We start from the raw sequence: 15,915 nt of genomic DNA, 5'->3' as shown, positions 1-15,915 counted from the left end.
GTCCGATGAAGGGCATCATCCTCGCCGGCGGTTCCGGCACGCGCCTCTGGCCCATCACCAAGGGCATCAGCAAGCAGCTCATGCCGATCTACGACAAGCCGATGGTCTACTACCCGCTGTCGACGCTCATGATGGCCGGCATCCGCGAGGTCCTGGTCATCACGACGCCGGAGTACAACGAGCAGTTCAAGGCCCTGCTCGGCGACGGTTCGTCGCTCGGCATGGACATCCAGTACGCCGTGCAGCCGAGCCCGGACGGCCTGGCGCAGGCGTTCGTCATCGGCGAGGAGTTCATCGGCGACGACAGCGTCGCGCTGGTCCTCGGTGACAACATCTTCCACGGCACCGGCCTCGGCACGAACCTGCGGAAGAACACCGGCGTCGACGGTGCGACCATCTTCGCCTACCACGTGGCCGACCCCACCGCGTACGGCGTCGTCGAGTTCGACGACGCGTTCACCGCGGTCTCCATCGAGGAGAAGCCCGCGCAGCCGAAGTCGAACTACGCCGTCCCGGGGCTGTACTTCTACGACAACTCGGTCATCGAGATCGCGAAGACCATCGAGCCCAGCGCACGCGGTGAGCTCGAGATCTCCACCGTCAACGAGCGGTACCTCGAGGCGGGCAAGCTCGGCGTGCAGGTCCTCGACCGCGGGACCGCCTGGCTCGACACCGGCACGTTCGAGTCGATGATGCAGGCGTCCGAGTACGTCAAGGTCATCGAGGACCGCCAGGGCTTCAAGATCGGCTGCATCGAGGAGATCGCCTGGCGCAACGGGTGGATCGACGACGCACAGCTCGCCGACCTCGCGGCACCCCTCGTCAAGGGCGGCTACGGCGTCTACCTGAACGCCCTGCTGCAGGGCTGATGGCGTCCCGGCTCGGCCGGCTGTTCGGGCGGACCGCTGCGGCGGGAGCCGAGCGGACGGGTCCCGACGCCACCACCCGCGGTGGTGCGGTCGACGGAGCGGCCGAGCCGCGCCTCCCGGTCGACACGTCCCTCGTGACGGACCGACCGACGGTCGCACCGGACGGGTTCGACGTCGTCGTGACCGTGCAGGAGCGGTCGTTCCGGGACGGAGCGCACCGACCGGCGGTCGCCGCCGCGGTCGCCGCCGGTGCACGCACGGTCGTCGTCAGTGCGTACGACGTGCACGCCGGCCCGACGAGCACCTACGCGCCGGTCGAGCCAGCGGCCGACCACGTGGTCGCGCGGCGCACGGTCGCCGCGACCTGGGGCGGCGCGGTCGCCGCGGCACGCGCGCAGCTCCGGTCCGCCACGGTCGTGGTCCAGGACGCCGCGATCACCCTCCCCGAGGGCGCCCACGCCCGGCTCGTCGCGACGGTCAGCCGGGAGGCACGGGTCGCCGTGGCCGTCGTCCGGTCGGCCGACGACGTGGTGCTGAGCGCCGGCGCGGCCCTGCCCCAGCCGACCGCCCCGGTCGCGTCGCTGCTGCGCGGCCACCCCGCCGAGGACGCCGACGGACTCGACGGCACGGCCGTCTTCGCGGCGGACCTGCCCTGCTTCGCCGCGCCCGTCGCCGCGCTCGCGGACCCCGTCCGCACCGTCGACACCCGCACCGCGGTCGCCCGGCTGACCCGCGACACCGCCGACGACCTGCACGGCGACTGTGTCCTCGTGCCGCTCGGGCGGGCCTACGGCGACCCGGCCGTCCGCGAACGGCGCTACGACGCGGACGCGGCGGACGCACTCGCGGCCTGGCGAGGACGTCGCGACGAGTGCACCGCACCGGCGCTGGAGCGCCTGGGATTCCTCCCGGCCCGGGGCACCGCGGACCCGGTCGGTGCGCCCGTGGCGCTCCGCGAACCCGTCGTCCGGGCCGAGCGGGGCACCGAGCGGCTGACCCTGCGCGACCGAGGGGAACGGCTGCGCTGGTCGCTGCGGATCGCGGCGTACCCGGGAGCACAGGGGGACGACTGGGGCGACACGTTCTTCGCGCGCGACCTCGCGCAGGCGCTGCGGGGTCTCGGGCAGGAGGTCGTCGTCGACCACCGGGAGTCGCACGTCCGGCCCTTCTCCGAGCACCTCGACGACGTCGCGCTGACCCTGCGCGGACTCGACGACACCCCGGTGCACCCCTCGGCGACGAACGTGCTCTGGGTGATCTCGCACCCGGACCTCGTGACGCCGGCGGAGCTGGCACGCTACGACCTGCGGTTCGCCGCCGGGCCGGTGTGGGCCACCCGGGTCGCCGGGCAGACGGGGCTGCCGGTCGCGCCGCTGCTGCAGGCGACCGACCCTGCCCGCTTCCACCCGGGTGCTCCGGACGCCGCGTTCGGCGCGCTCGACACCGCGTTCGTCGGGAAGACCCGACGGGTGTTCCGGCCCGTGGTCCGCGACGCGGTCGAGGCCGGGGTGGACCTCGCGGTGTGGGGCGAGGGCTGGGAAGGGCTCCTGCCCGAGGGCGTGCACCGCGGCGTGTTCGTGGCGAACGACGAGCTGCCCGCGCTCTACCGGACCGCCCGGGTGGTGCTCAACGACCACTGGGACGACATGGCGCGGGACGGCTTCCTGTCGAACCGGCTGTTCGACGCCGCTGCCTCGGGGGCGCTGGTCGTGACCGACCCGGTGCCGGGGGTCGACGACCTCTTCCACGGCGCGGTGCGGACGTACACCTCGGTCGAGCAGCTCCGCGAGACCGTCCGCGCGGGGGAGTCGGCGACGCTCGAGGACCGTGTGGCGCGGGGGGAGCGGATCGGCGCCGAGCACTCGTTCCGGAACCGGGCCGAGACGCTGCTCGACGCCGTGCGTCGCGTCCGCGCGCAGGGCTGACGGGCAGCGCGCCCGCGCGGTGCCCCGGCCCGCAGGGCCGATGCGGCTGACGCGGTCGACGGGATCGGCGCGGACGGGATGGTCAGCGCGGCCCACCCGGCCGGCGCACGGTGGCGCATCGGCCGGTGCTCGTCAGCGCGCGCGGATCCGCCGTGCGACGGCGCCGGCGCGGTCGGCGAGCCGGACGACCCGTCGTGCGCGCACCGCGGCGAGCTCGGTCTCGGTCGCACGATGGGCATCGCGTTCGAACTGCACCGTCCGGCGCAGCGAGTCCGCGAGCTCCGTCGCCTGGCGGACCTCGTCCTCGAGGTCGGCGATCCGGTGGTCACGGTCGACGACCGCGCGGCCGAGTGCGCGGAGCTCCTCGAGGCGGTCGGTCGGGACGACCGGCTCGGCGTCGCCGAGGGCGGCCGATCCCGCGCGTCGCAGGACGTCGGCGACGCCGTCGTCGCGCGTGAACGGACCCGCCTCGGCCTCGTCCTCGGTGACGAAGCGCAGGGCGAAGACGGGCTGGAGGACCCCCTCCTGCAGGCGGCGCCAGTCGCGCATCCCGTGGTGGCGCGGGCTCGGCGTCAGGTCGGGGTTGGCGTCGTAGGCGCGGCCGGTGACCTCGACCCGGTGGGCGTACTGCGCCCAGGACCGCCACGGCAGGTGCAGGACCTCGAGTGCGAGCTCCTCGGGCACCGGGGCGCCGTTCGCCACGCTGACCTGGTGGTTGCCCTGCACGACCGTGACGTCCGGGTCACCGACGTGGACGGCGTTCGCGGTGGGCGGGGCGAGCAGGCCGATGGCGGTGAGCTCGTCGACGGAGCGCTCGTCGCGCCAGTGCAGGCGTTCGACTCCGGCACCCGACTCGGCGAGTGCGCCGACGAGGTTCACGACGGGGACGGTGAAGGCGCCGACGACCGGGTCGAGGCGTTCGAGGACCCGGCGGACGGTGAGCGACCGGTCGACGGGCAGGACGAACTCGTCGGCGTCCGCGTTCACCACCCAGTCGGCCCCGTGCACCGCCGCGGCGTCGCGGGCCATGCCGGTCACGACGGTGCCCTGCTGCTTGCGGTGGACGGGGTCGTGGCGCAGGTCGACGGTGACGTCGTCACGTTCGGCGAACGCTTCGAGCAGGGCGGTCGTCCCGTCCGTCGAACCGTTGTCGGTGATGACGAAGACGTCGAAGCCCTGGGCGACGTGGTGGTCGAGCCAGGCGGGGATGACGTCCGCTTCGTCGCGGACCATCAGGGTGACGGCGAGGATCATGTGCTGCAATCCGGGTCGGGGGAGGGCGGGTGGGCGTGCTTCCCTGAGAGGTTACCGGGGTTCAGCGGGTCCGCGTGGCTCGCGCACGCACGGCCAGCGCCAGGCGGAGCACCGCTCGCAACGGCCAGAGCCACCACGCGGCGTACTTGCCGGCCAGGAAGCGGTAGGCGCTCTCGTGGTGGGCACGGCGCATCCGGTCCGAGGACCCGCGCGTCGCGGTGCCGCCGACGTGGGTGGCGATCGCCTCCGGCTCGTACACGTTCCGCAGTCCGAGGCGGCCGATGCGCCAGCCGAGGTCGACGTCCTCGAAGTACATGAAGTAGGCCTCGTCGAAGCCGCCCAGGCGGTCGAACACGTCGCGGCGCACCAGCACGCACGCGCCGGACAGCCAACCGGCGTCGCGACGCACCGTGTGGTCACCGTCCTGCCGGTAGCGCTTCGTCCACGGGTTGCCCTGCCAGACGTTCGCGAAGACCGCGTGACCGAGCCCGGTGCGGAGCGAGGGGACGAGCCGCGCCGACGGGTAGACCGCGCCGTCGGGCTCGAGCAGGCGCGGACCGACGGCCCCGATCGCCCGGTCCGTCTCGGCGGTGGCGACCAGGCGGTCGAGCGCTCCGGGGGCCAGCACGACGTCGGGGTTGGACACGAGGACCCACCGCACGTCGGGGTCGAGCGAGGCCACGGCACGGTTGACGGCCGCCCCGTACCCGAGGTTCGCGCCGACCGCGACGAAGCGTGCCCCGGCCGACTCGGTCACGCGGCGGAGCGCGTCGGCGGTCGACGAGTCGTTGTCGGCGACCACGACCTCGACGTCCCGGGTGCTCGCTGCGGCGGTGGACGCCAGGAACGCGGGCAGCACGTCGCCGGACTCGTACGACACCGTGACGATCGCCGCCCTGCCGGCGGGCGCACCACCGTGCGGCGTCCGGTCGCTCACGCGTAGACCTCCACGTGGCGCTCGGCGCAGGCGGCCCAGGTGAACCCGGCGGCTCGCGCGCGGGCCCGACGCACGCGGTCGGCGCGGGCGTCGGCGGGCTCGTCGAGCATCGCCGCGAGCGCGTCGCGGATGGCGTCGGTGTCCGGTTCCGTGTAGGTGACCGCATCACCACCGACCTCGGGGATCGCGAGCCGGCGGGTCGTCAGGACGTCGCCGCCGGACGCCATCGCCTCGAGCACCGGCAGCCCGAAGCCCTCGCCGGTGCTCGGGTAGGCCGTGACGCGCGCGGCTCCGAGCAGGACGTGGAGCTCCTCCACCGGCAGGTACCCGAGGTACCGGACGGGCGCGCCGGGCACGTCGCCGGCGGTGGTGAGCTCGGCACGGGCAGGCTCGTCCCAGCCGAGTCCGCCTGCGACGAGCAGCGGTGGGACGGTGGTGCCGCGGGTGCGCAGGGCTCGGTGCGCGGCGAGGAGCGCCGGCACCTGCTTGCGGGGTTCGACGGTCCCGAGGAACGCGATCCAGTCGGTGTCCGGGTCGAGGTCGTGGGCGTCGCGGAAGGCGGCGGTCTCGGTCGCCGACGGCACGCGGAAGACGGTCGCGTCGACGCCGAGGTGTGCGACGACCGTGGCTCGGCGGGCCCGGCCCGCCAGACGGTCGAGCTCCGCGACCGTCGCGGCGCTCGGCGCCACCGTCGCGCGGGCCCACCGGCGCGCCACCCGGGTCCACCCGCGGAAGAACGCCACCTTCAGGCGCGAGTGCGCGGCCGGGTCCGAGAAGAACGTCGCGTCGTGCAGGGTGACGACCGTCCGGGAGGCGCGGGTCACCGGGAACGTGTAGTGCGGACTGTGCAGGACGGTCGCCCCGCTCCGTCGGAGCAGCCCCGGCAGGCCGACCTGCTCCCACAGCAGTCGGAGGGGCCGCGACGCGGTCCAACCGGGGGCGGCGTGGTACCGGTGCGCCGGTGCGAGTCCGCGCAGCCACGCGAGGTCAGTGGGCTTCGCGACGACGTCGACGCGGACGTCCAGGTCGCCGAGGCCCTGCAGCAGACCGGCGATGTAGCGAGCGACGCCGCCGCGGTTCGGGGGGACCGAGGTCGCGTCGACGAGCACGGGGAGTGCCCGCACGTCAGCGGACCTGGCGCTCGGTGGTCTTCGTCCAGGCGATGCCGGACTGCGTGTCCTCGTCAGTGACGACGAAGCGGGCCGCCTCGCGCTGGATCACGATGTGCTCGCCGTTCGGCTTGGCGAGGAACACGTGGACGAAGTACTGCCCACCGCCGAGCCGGAGGTCCTCGAGCCGCCACTCGACCGTCGCGGTGCCGTCCAGCGGGGCGTGGTGCGTCTGCAGCTGCCGGCTGTCGACGCCGAACGCGGGGTGACCGAGGTGCGTCTCGATCTTGATGCCGGCGCGCCACTCCGGCAGCACGGTGGCGTGCGAGAAGGTCGCCCGGACGACCAGGTCGTCGCCGTGCCGGTGCTCGGCGCCCGGCTCACGGCCGGGGATCTCGAGCTCGACGTGCTCGACCTTGCCCGGGTTGGCCTCTTCCTCCGGGTGGTTCGCCTCGACCTCGGCCACGCGGCGGTCCTCGAGGATCTCGCGGAAGTTCTTCACCGCGAGTCGGGCGGACCCCTGGAACTTGACCTCGCCGTGGTGCAGGACGACCGCGGAGTCGCAGAGCTCCTGGACCTGCCCGAGGGAGTGCGACACGAGGATGATCGTGCGGCCCTGCTCCTGGAACTCGCGGATCTTGTCGAGGCACTTCTTCTGGAACTGCTCGTCGCCGACGGCCAGCACCTCGTCCACGAGCAGGACGTCCGGGTCGGTGTTGATCGCGACGGCGAAGGCGAGTCGGACGTACATGCCCGACGAGTAGAACTTCACCTGGGTGTCGATGAAGTCACCGATGCCGGAGAACTGCAGGATGTCGTCGAAGCGGGCCTCGGTCTCCTCCTGCGTCTGGCCGAGGATCGCGGCGTTGAGGTACACGTTCTCGCGACCGGTCAGGTCCGGGTGGAAGCCGGCGCCGAGCTCGATGAGCGCGGCCAGTCGACCGCGGCGCTCGACCGTGCCGGAGCTCGGCTCGAGGATGCCGCCGATCGTCTTGAGCAGGGTCGACTTGCCGGACCCGTTCGGTCCGAGCAGCCCGATGGTCGTGCCCGCGGGGATGTCGAGGCTGACGTCGCGGAGCGCCCAGAAGTCCTCGCTGTGCCGCCGACCGGCGCGGCCGAGCGTGACGACACGTTCCTTGAGCGAGTTGTCCTTGCGGATCGTGAACTTCTTCGAGACGTTCCGGACCGTGACGACGTCGGGGGCGCCGGCGAAGGGCGACGCGGGCGAACCGGCGTCGGTGGTCGTGTCGTTGTCGATGCTCATCGATCAGATCTCCTGGGCGAAGTTGCCCTGCAGCTTGGCGAACACGCGCTGGCACGCGAAGAGTGCGACGAGTCCCACGAGCGCGGCGATGCCGAGGCGGAGCAGCAGGTGCTCCGGGTACTCCGAGTCGGCACCTGCGGACCAGAAGGCCCGGTGGATGCCGAGCACGGCGAGCGTGATCGGGTTGGACGTGTACAGCGTGAGCAGCCACTCCGGAGCGCGCGTCGCCACCATCTGCCAGCTGTAGACGATGGGGGAGCCCCACATGAGCAGGAGCACGAGCACCTCGACCAGGTACTGCATGTCGCGCAGGTACACGTTGAGCGCGGCGAGCAGCAGGGCCAGCGCGGTGGCCCAGATCAGGATGACGAGCGTCGCGGGGAAGAAGAACAGCAGGTCCGGGCGCCACCAGGCGAACCCGCTCTGCAGCACCGCGGCGACGAGCAGGACGATCATCTGCACGCCGAAGTTGAACAGCGCCGAGCCGACGCTGGCGAGCGGGTAGATCTCGCGGGGCAGGTAGACCTTCTTGATCAGCCCCGCATTGCTGACGATCGACGCCGTGCCGGACGCCACGATCTCGCTGAACAGGCCGTACAGCGTCAGCCCGGAGAAGACGTAGATCGCGAACTCCGGGATGTTCCGGGACGCACCGAGGATCTGACCGAGCACGAAGTAGTAGATCGCGAGCTGGACCAGCGGCCGGATGAGGGTCCAGGCGAACCCGAGGACGCTGTCCTTGTAGCGGGACTTCAGGTCACGGCGGATCAGCAGGTCGAGCAGCTGCCGGTGCGCGAGGACCTCGCGAACCGAACCCACGACGGCGGACGCCGGGCGGCCGGCGGGGACCATCCGTTCGTGCCGGAGGCGTTCGAACCGGTCGGTGACGATGTTGCTCATGCGTTCCTCTGTGTTCGTGCACTGGGGGTGGGCGTGCACTGTGGCGACGGACAACTGTACCTCGCAGCCGTCCGCGCCCTCGGTGTGGACGTCAACGCCCGTTCTTGCTCTCGCGCATCAGCCGCACGCGGTCCTGGACCTTCGCCCGCAGGCCGGAGACGCCGTTCTGCCGCAGGTACCAGGTGGCCAGCCGGACGTCGCGGACGACGCCGTGGCGGCTGTTGGCGATCTCGTGGAACTCCATCTCCCGCTGACGCGCCGGGCTCAGCGCGACGCGCGGACGGCTGCCGGCCGTGACGGAGCCGGCCGGCACCGCGGCGTCGTGGGCGCGGTCCGCCGCCGGCTGCGGGTCCTTGCAGAACTCGACGAGCGGGGCGAGCGCGCGCTCCCACGTGAAGTCGTCGCGGACGCGACGGACCGCGTCCCGAGCGGCCTGGGCGGCCTCCGGGTCGTACAGCATCGACTCGAGGGCCGCCGCGAGTGCGTCCACGTCGCGCTCCGTGACCGCGACGCCCATGCCCTCGGCTGCGACGAGGTCGCCGAAGCTGTCGCCGTCGGTCGTGACGATCGGCAGGTTCGCCCACATGTAGTCGAGGATGCGGGTGCGGAACGAGAAGGTCGTCTCGATGTGCGCGAAGTGCGTGCTCACGCCGGCGTCGGCCTCGAGCAGGTAGTTCTGCCGGTCGTCGAGCGCGACCCACTGCTCGTTGAAGAACACGTGCTTGCCCGTCAGGCCGAGCTCGTCGCTGATGCGGCGGGTCTCCGAGACGATGGCCATCTCGGGCACGTCCGGGTTCGGGTGCGCGACGCCCAGGAAGAACAGGCGGATGTCGTCGTGGCGTTCGGCGACCTGCGCGATCGCGCGGACGAGCGACGGGGTGTCGAACCAGTTGTAGATGCCGCCGCCCCAGATGACGACCTTGTCGTCCTCGCCGATGCCGGGGGTGACACCACGGATGGCCTTGCGCTCGTGCTGCGGGGGCTTCGAGTCCATGCCGAACGGCGCGATGGCGATCAGCTTCTGCAGGTTGTCGTCCGCCAGGTAGTTGTCCGGGTTGACGCGGCCGACCGCCGCGAGCTGGCCGAGCCAGAACAGGCGCTGACGCTCGGAGGCGCACAGGAAGAAGTCCCCGCGCTCGAGCTGCGCGTTGATGACCTCGGTCGTGCTCGTCACCTGGTTGCGCCAGCCGACGTCGCCGTTGTCGCGGGCCTGCTCGAGCTGCTCGAGGTGCATCGGGTCGTACAGGTCGACGACCATGATCTTGTTCGACTGCTGCAGGGTCGTGAAGTGGTGCAGGGCGTAGCCCTGGAAGAAGATGACGTCCGCCCACTCCTCGTGCTCGCGCATGGAGCGCTCGTGCTGGAGCGGGACGCGGGCGACCTCGAAGGTGTCGGACTTGCGGTTCGCGACGTTCCAGGTGACCAGGCGCACGTCGTTGTCCGGGGCGAGGGCCTCGGCGATCTTCCACGCGCGCATCCCCGGACCGGCCATCTTCTCGCCCAGTGCGTCGCCCGTGATGACGAGGACCTTCGTGCGGTGCATCGGTGCCTCGACGTCGAAGGACTCGAGGATCGCGCGGTAGCCCTCGAGGAAGTAGCCGTCCTCGAACAGCGGCTTGAACGCATCGCCGAACAGCCGGAACACGTCCTTGTCGCTCCGCACACGCTGCGACTGGATGCGTCGACGCTCCTCGGACAGGCGCGGCAGGTCGGCGACGAACTGGTCGAGTGCGAAGAACCCGGCGACGGTCTCCTTCGAGATCGGCGTCAGGGGGTCGAACTCGTCCGGGGCACCCACGAACCGCCGGATGTCGAACTCCTGCGAGTCGCGACCGCTCTTGGCGACGGCGCGGCGCGCCAGCAGCGCCAGGGCCGCGGGCAGGAACACGCCGAGGTTCTCCTCGGACAGGTTCTTGTAGAGCAGGTGCAGGGCGTTCCGCTCGAGCAGGTACATCTCGCGGTGGTCGCCGAACGACTTCATCGAGCCGTGGTGCTTGTGGTAGACGACCGACCGCGGCGCGAACCGGACCCGGTAGCCGAGCAGGTTGAGCCGCCAGCCCAGGTCCACGTCGTCGTAGAACATGAAGAGGCCGTCGTCGAAGCCGCCGACCTCGAGGAAGACGTCGCGACGGACGAACAGCGCCGACCCGGTGCCGAAGAGCAGGTCACGCGGCTCGTCGAAGCGGCCGTCGTCGAGCTCGGCGATGTGCGCCTTGTAGCCCATCCCGAACCAGCTCAGGCCGGACTCGACGAAGTCGATGGTGCGGCCCTCCCAGTCGAGGACCTTGCTCGCCACGGCGGCGACGCGCGGGCTCGGGGCGAAGCCGGCGATGCCCTCCTTCACCCAGGCCGGGTGCGGCTTCGCGTCGTTGTTGAGGAACGCGACCACGTCGCCGGTCGCCTCGCGCGCGCCGAGGTTGCTGCCGCCGGTGAAGCCGAGGTTCTCGGGGGAGACGATGATGCGGACGTTCGCCCGGTCCCCGAGCTCGGCGCGGAGGCGGGCCTCGCTGTCGTCGCCGGAGCCGTTCTCGACCACGACGATCTCCAGCCGGTCGGCCGGCCAGTCCACCTCGCTGAGCCGCGCGATGCACTCGAGCGTGTCGTCCGTCCCGCGGAAGTTGATGACGACGACGGACACGCGGGGCGCGAAGGTGGACATGGGAGGGCTCCGTACGTCGGCTTGCAGTGGTGGCTCGCGGGCGGTGCCCGGAAGGCGGCACCACTATACCCGGGCACCGTCGGCGGACCGGGGCCGCACGGGCTGCGAGACTGGACACGTGGACGTCTCCGTGGTCATCGTCGACTGGCACCAGCCCGAGCTCACCCGGCGCGCGATCGACTCCGTGCGGTCGCAGCGGGTCGACGCCGAGGTCGAGGTGGTGCTCGTCGTCAACGAGGCCGACGACCGCACCGTCGCCGACTACCGCGCCGACGTGCCCGCGGTCGTCCTCGTCGCCGAGCCGACGAACGCGGGCTTCGCCGGCGGGGTCGCGCGGGGGATCGCGGCCGCCTCGGCGCCCGTCGTCGCGCTCCTCAACAACGACGCCGTCGCGGACCACGGCTTCCTCGCCCGCGGTCTCGCGGCCCTGGCCGCCGGTGGGGACCGCGTGGCCGCGGTCGCCGCGACGGTCGTGCTCGAGGGCGGGTTCGTCCCCGTCCCCGTCGGCGCCGCCCCGGGGCCGGACGACCTGGTGGGTGTGGACGGCCGACGGTGGCGTCGCGACGCCGACGGTCGCACGCTCGTCAACGGGACGGGGGTCGTGCTCGACCGCTCGGGCAACGGCCGCGACCGTGACTGGCTGCGGCCGCTGCAGGACGCACCGGAGACCGCGCCGCTCTTCGGCTTCTCCGGCGGGGCGGTGTTCCTCCGCAGGGACGCCCTCGCCGACGTCGGGGGCTTCGACGAGTCCCTCTTCATGTACTACGAGGACCTCGACGTGTCGTGGCGGCTCCGGCTCGCCGGGTACGAGGTCCGCCACGCTCCGGACGCGGTCGTCACGCACCGGCACGCGGCGAGCTCCGGCAGCGACTCGCCCCTCGTCCGGTACCAGAGCATGCGGAACCGCCTGGCGGTCGTCCTGCGGAACGGCTCGCCGCCGATGGTGCGCCGGGTCGTGCTGCGGACGCTCGCGCGCGCCGCCCGGGACCTCCTCCGCCCCGCCGGTGGGCAGCTCACGCCGGCGCAGTGGGCGCGACTCGGCCGGGAGGCGCCGGGTCTCGTCGCGCACGCCCGTCGCGCCCGCCGCGCGGACGGCACGGGCGCTGCGGCACGTCGTGCCGTCGAGTCGCTGCTCGACACCGGCACCTGAGGGTCGTCCCAGGAACGGGACCGGCCGGGGTGGAGCCGGTCACCCGCCGGAGCGGCGGGCGACCGGCGGCGGTGTGGCGCGCCTCCCGGACGGGGGCCGACGCGGGGGCTGTGTGATCACTGTGACGGAGGTACAGTTTCGTGACACGTGTGGTCTGGACCGTGGACAGGGTCGTTCCGGACCGCTCCCGGAGCACGTGCTCGCTCGCACCCGTCGTCCGCCCCTCAGGAAGGCCCCCGACGTGAAGAAGCTCCTCGCCATGGCTGCGAGCGTGCTGGCGGTCGCCAGCGTGCTCGTCGGTCTGCAGGTCTCCGGTCCGACCGCATCGCAGGAGCCCGCCTCGGCGCTCAGCGGGTCGTCGTTCCAGGCCGGCAACATCATCTCCGACGCCAACTTCTACGACGGCACGGCGATGACCGCCGACCAGGTGCAGGCCTTCCTGAACAGCCAGGTGTCGTCCTGCACGAACAGCAACTGCCTGCGCAACGGCCGGTTCTCGATGAACAGCCGCGGTGGGGACGCCATGTGCTCGGCCGTCACCGGCGGTTCGTCCCTCTCCACCGCGCAGATCGTCACCCGCGTCAGCGCGGCGTGCGGGATCAGCCCGAAGGTGCTCCTCGTCACGCTGCAGAAGGAGCAGAGCCTGGTCACGAACCGCGGTCCCTCCGCCGCGGTCCTCGAGCGCGCCATGGGCTACGCCTGCCCCGACAACGTCGGCGGCCGATGCGATCCCGCGTACGCGGGTGTCGGCAACCAGATGTACTGGTCCGCCTGGCAGTGGAAGCGGTACAGCAACCCGCCGGGGACGAGCAACTACTTCACCTGGTTCAACCCGGGCGCCACCCGCAACATCCAGTACAACGTGCCGGTCTCCTGCGGCACCAAGCCCGTGAACGTGCAGAACAAGGCCACGGCCGCGCTGTACTACTACACGCCGTACACCCCGAACACGGCCGCGCTGAACAACCTGTACGGCACCGGCGACGGCTGCTCGGCCTACGGCAACCGCAACTTCTGGCGCATGTACAGCGACTGGTTCGGCAGCCCGACCGGCAACGCGGCGCCCCCGGTCACCGCGCTCGGCAGCTTCGACGTCCTCACGGCCGGCTACAACTCGGTGACCGTCGAGGGCTGGGCGCTCGACCGGAACACCAGCGCGAGCACCCGGGTCGACGTCACCGTGGGCGGCACCGAGACGTCGACCACCGCGAACCGCGTCCGCAACGACGTCGGTGCCGCGTACCCGAAGCAGGGGCCGAACCACGGGTTCAAGCACACGACCGCGGCGCCCCCGGGTTCGCAGCAGGTCTGCGTCTGGGCGGTCAACGCCGACACCCGGGCTCGTGCCTCGCTCGGGTGCAAGACGGTGACCGTCGCCGACGGTTCCCCGTTCGGCTCGCTCGACTCCGCGGTCGCCGTCCCCGGCGGGATCTCGGTCGGTGGCTGGGCGATCGACCCGGAGACCTCGGGACGCATCGGTGCGCACATCACGGTGGACGGCACGATCGTCAAGAAGATGTGGGCGAGCCAGTCCCGTCCGGACGTCGGCCGTGCCTACCCCTCGGCGGGACCGAACCACGGATACAGCGCGACGGTGCCGGCGACGGCCGGGGTCCACCAGGTGTGCGTGCTCGGCATCAACGTGCAGAACGGTGCTACGCGCAACGTCGGGACCTGCAAGACCGTGAACGTCCCCGGGAGCACGCCGATCGGATCCTTCGACGGCCTGACGGCGACCCCCTCGTCCGTCTCGGTCTGGGGCTGGGCGCTCGACGGCGACTCAGTGGACCGGATCAAGGTCACCGTGTCGATCGACGGCAAGGCTCGGTCCTTCACCACGAAGTCCACCCGCAGCGACGTCGCCCGGATCTACCCGGCCTACGGCACGCTGCGCGGTTTCGACGGAACGTGGACCGTCGGGGCGGGACGACACGAGGTCTGCGTCACGGCGAACAACGTCGGCGCCGGCAGCAACCGGTCGCTCGGGTGCAAGTCGATCACGGTGGTCAACGCCGCACCGATCGGCAGTCTCGACGTCGTGCAGCCCGTGAAGGGTGGCGTGCAGGTCGCGGGCTGGGCGATCGACCCGGACACGTCGGCTCCGATCGCCGTCGCGGTGTCGGTGGACGGCGCCACGCAACGCGTGACCGCGAACCGCGATCGTTCTGACGTCGCGCGGGCGTACCCCGCGTCCGGTCCCGCTCACGGGTACGAGGCCACGATCGCGGCGAAGCCCGGCGCGCGCCAGGTGTGCGTCCAGGGCATCGACTCCGCCGGCGGGGTCCCGACATCGTACGGCTGCCGGACCGTCACCGTCGGCTGAGCCCACCCGCGCCGCGACGGAGGCCGACTCCGGAGCGGCGCGGATGGTCGTCAGCCGAGGTGTGAGAGGATCCTTCGGTGCTCGAGACCAGTCTGCCCGCCGGTGGCACCACTGACGGCCGTTCCGATGAGCCGCGGACACTCCGGACTCGAACGATCAGGGTGGTCGTGCCGCTCGTCCTCTTCCTCGTCATCGCGGCCCTCGGTTGGCTGCGACTCACGCCCGAGGCGCGGAACACCGTCTGGGCCGAGGACGGCAAGGTGTTCCTCGCCGAGCAGTACCGACTCGGGTTCGCCGGGGCGCTCTTCCACGACTACGCGGGCTACCTGCACGTCGTCCCGCGGGCCGTGGTGGCGATCGCGAGCGAGTTCCCGATCGACCGGTTCGCCGTCACCGTCTCGGCGCTGTGCGTCCTCGTCACGGCGGCGGTCGGCGCGGCGGTCTGGGTCCTGACCGCCGGGGTGCTCCGTTCGGTCGTCGCCCGGCTCCTGCTCGCCCTCGTCCCGGTGCTCGTGCCGCTCGGGCCGGTCGAGATCCAGGCGAACGCCGCGAACCTGCACTGGTTCCTCATGTACCTCGTGCCCTTCGCCCTGCTCGCCCCGGTGCGCTCGTGGACGCGGGGCATCGTCCTCGGCGTGGCGACGCTGCTCGCCGGGCTCACCGAGATCCAGGTCGTCGTCTTCTTCCCGCTCTTCTTCCTGGGCATCCGCAACCGCCGTCGCTGGCCGGTGATCGCCGGCACGCTCGTCGGCGGTCTCGCGCAGGTCGTGACCACCCTCGCCCACCCGCGCGCAGCCCCGAACGTCGAGCACAACTCCGTCGGGGACATGCTGCTCGGGTACGCGGTGCAGCCCTTCGCGGGCTCTGCGACGTGGAGCATGTCGCGGGTCGGTGAGGTCATCGCGCACCACGGCACCTGGATCGTCGTCGCCCCGCTCGTGTTCGCCGCGCTCCTCGCCGCGCTCGCGTTCTGGGCCGGGGGATCGGCGCAGCGCTGGGTGCTCGGTTCGATGCTCTGGGGCTCGGCCGCCGTCTGGTTCGGTGCCGTCGCGCTGAACCCGAACGCGATGCTCGCCTTCGCGCACTTCGACACGGCGCAGTGGCTGGGCAACTGGACCTTCCGGTACTCGGCGGCCGGATCCATGTACGTCATCGCTGCGTTCGCCGTCATCGCGGACGTGGCGCTGAGCCGTGGCGTCCGCGTGCCCGGCGTCGTGCACCCGCACCCGCAGGATGCGCCCCGGCGCGCCCTCGCGTGGGTCGCGACGACCGCTGGTGCGCTCCTCGTGCTGGCCGTCGTCAGCTCCTTCGTCGCGAACTTCGAGATGCACGCGTCGAGCCGGCAGGGCGGCCCGTTCTGGGACCAGCAGGTCCAGACCTCGGAAACCGAGTGCGAGCTCGACCCGGACCGCGACGCCGCACTGCAGATCGCCCCCGGCCCGCAGTGGGCCGTGACGGTGCCGTGCGCCGTCATCGACCAGGACGCCGAGCGCTGACCGCGCCGGACCACCCCGACCGTGAGCAG

General features: G+C 72.1%; 11 protein-coding genes. 5 read left to right on the top strand and 6 right to left on the bottom strand.

What is annotated here, in order from left to right:
- Positions 1-5 precede the first annotated feature (5 nt).
- Positions 6-869, top strand: coding sequence for a glucose-1-phosphate thymidylyltransferase RfbA (rfbA, locus tag M3677_RS00340; protein ID WP_066655026.1), 864 nt, complete (start codon positions 6-8; stop codon positions 867-869).
- Complete coding sequence (locus M3677_RS00335; protein ID WP_251159511.1) at positions 869-2,794, top strand: glycosyltransferase; 1,926 nt, start codon at positions 869-871, stop codon at positions 2,792-2,794. Before rfbA ends, M3677_RS00335 begins: the two co-directional genes overlap by 1 nt.
- A gap of 132 nt (positions 2,795-2,926) precedes the next feature.
- Here M3677_RS00335 and M3677_RS00330 read toward each other — a convergent pair whose 3' ends face one another.
- The 6 genes from M3677_RS00330 to M3677_RS00305 all read right to left on the bottom strand — a co-directional run bounded on the left by M3677_RS00330 (position 2,927) and on the right by M3677_RS00305 (position 10,917).
- Positions 2,927-4,048 (bottom strand): glycosyltransferase family 2 protein, encoded by a 1,122-nt coding sequence (locus tag M3677_RS00330; RefSeq protein WP_251159510.1) that lies wholly within the window; start codon positions 4,046-4,048, stop codon positions 2,927-2,929.
- Positions 4,049-4,109: 61 nt separating this feature from the next.
- Complete coding sequence (locus tag M3677_RS00325) at positions 4,110-4,985, bottom strand: glycosyltransferase family 2 protein (RefSeq protein ID WP_251159509.1); 876 nt, start codon at positions 4,983-4,985, stop codon at positions 4,110-4,112.
- Positions 4,982-6,109: a glycosyltransferase family 1 protein gene (locus M3677_RS00320; RefSeq protein WP_209685187.1), complete on the bottom strand. Its 1,128-nt coding sequence runs from the start codon at positions 6,107-6,109 to the stop codon at positions 4,982-4,984. Before M3677_RS00320 ends, M3677_RS00325 begins: the two co-directional genes overlap by 4 nt.
- A 1-nt stretch (position 6,110) precedes the next feature.
- Entirely contained in the window at positions 6,111-7,358 is a 1,248-nt protein-coding gene (locus M3677_RS00315) for an ABC transporter ATP-binding protein (protein WP_209685188.1), read from the bottom strand.
- 3 nt (positions 7,359-7,361) lie between these two features.
- Entirely contained in the window at positions 7,362-8,258 is an 897-nt protein-coding gene (locus M3677_RS00310) for an ABC transporter permease (protein ID WP_209685190.1), read from the bottom strand.
- 91 nt (positions 8,259-8,349) lie between these two features.
- A complete protein-coding gene (locus M3677_RS00305; protein WP_209685191.1) occupies positions 8,350-10,917 on the bottom strand; it encodes a glycosyltransferase in 2,568 nt (855 codons plus the stop codon).
- A gap of 118 nt (positions 10,918-11,035) precedes the next feature.
- On the opposite strand from M3677_RS00305, the gene M3677_RS00300 reads away from it, so the two are divergent.
- From M3677_RS00300 to M3677_RS00290, 3 genes are all read left to right on the top strand, one after another.
- A complete protein-coding gene (locus M3677_RS00300) occupies positions 11,036-12,067 on the top strand; it encodes a glycosyltransferase family 2 protein (RefSeq protein WP_251159508.1) in 1,032 nt (343 codons plus the stop codon).
- A gap of 241 nt (positions 12,068-12,308) precedes the next feature.
- Positions 12,309-14,390 (top strand): hypothetical protein, encoded by a 2,082-nt coding sequence (locus M3677_RS00295; RefSeq protein ID WP_251159507.1) that lies wholly within the window; start codon positions 12,309-12,311, stop codon positions 14,388-14,390.
- 167 nt (positions 14,391-14,557) lie between these two features.
- The gene (locus M3677_RS00290) at positions 14,558-15,886 is read left to right on the top strand and encodes a hypothetical protein (RefSeq protein ID WP_251159506.1); all 1,329 of its coding nucleotides are present in this window, start codon (positions 14,558-14,560) and stop codon (positions 15,884-15,886) included.
- Positions 15,887-15,915 lie beyond the last annotated feature (29 nt).

The organism is Curtobacterium sp. P97 (genome assembly GCF_023712445.1).
Taxonomy (GTDB): Bacteria; Actinomycetota; Actinomycetes; order Actinomycetales; family Microbacteriaceae; genus Curtobacterium.
The sequence above is the reverse complement of the archived record's forward strand: the minus strand, read 5'-3'. Positions and strand labels throughout refer to the sequence as shown.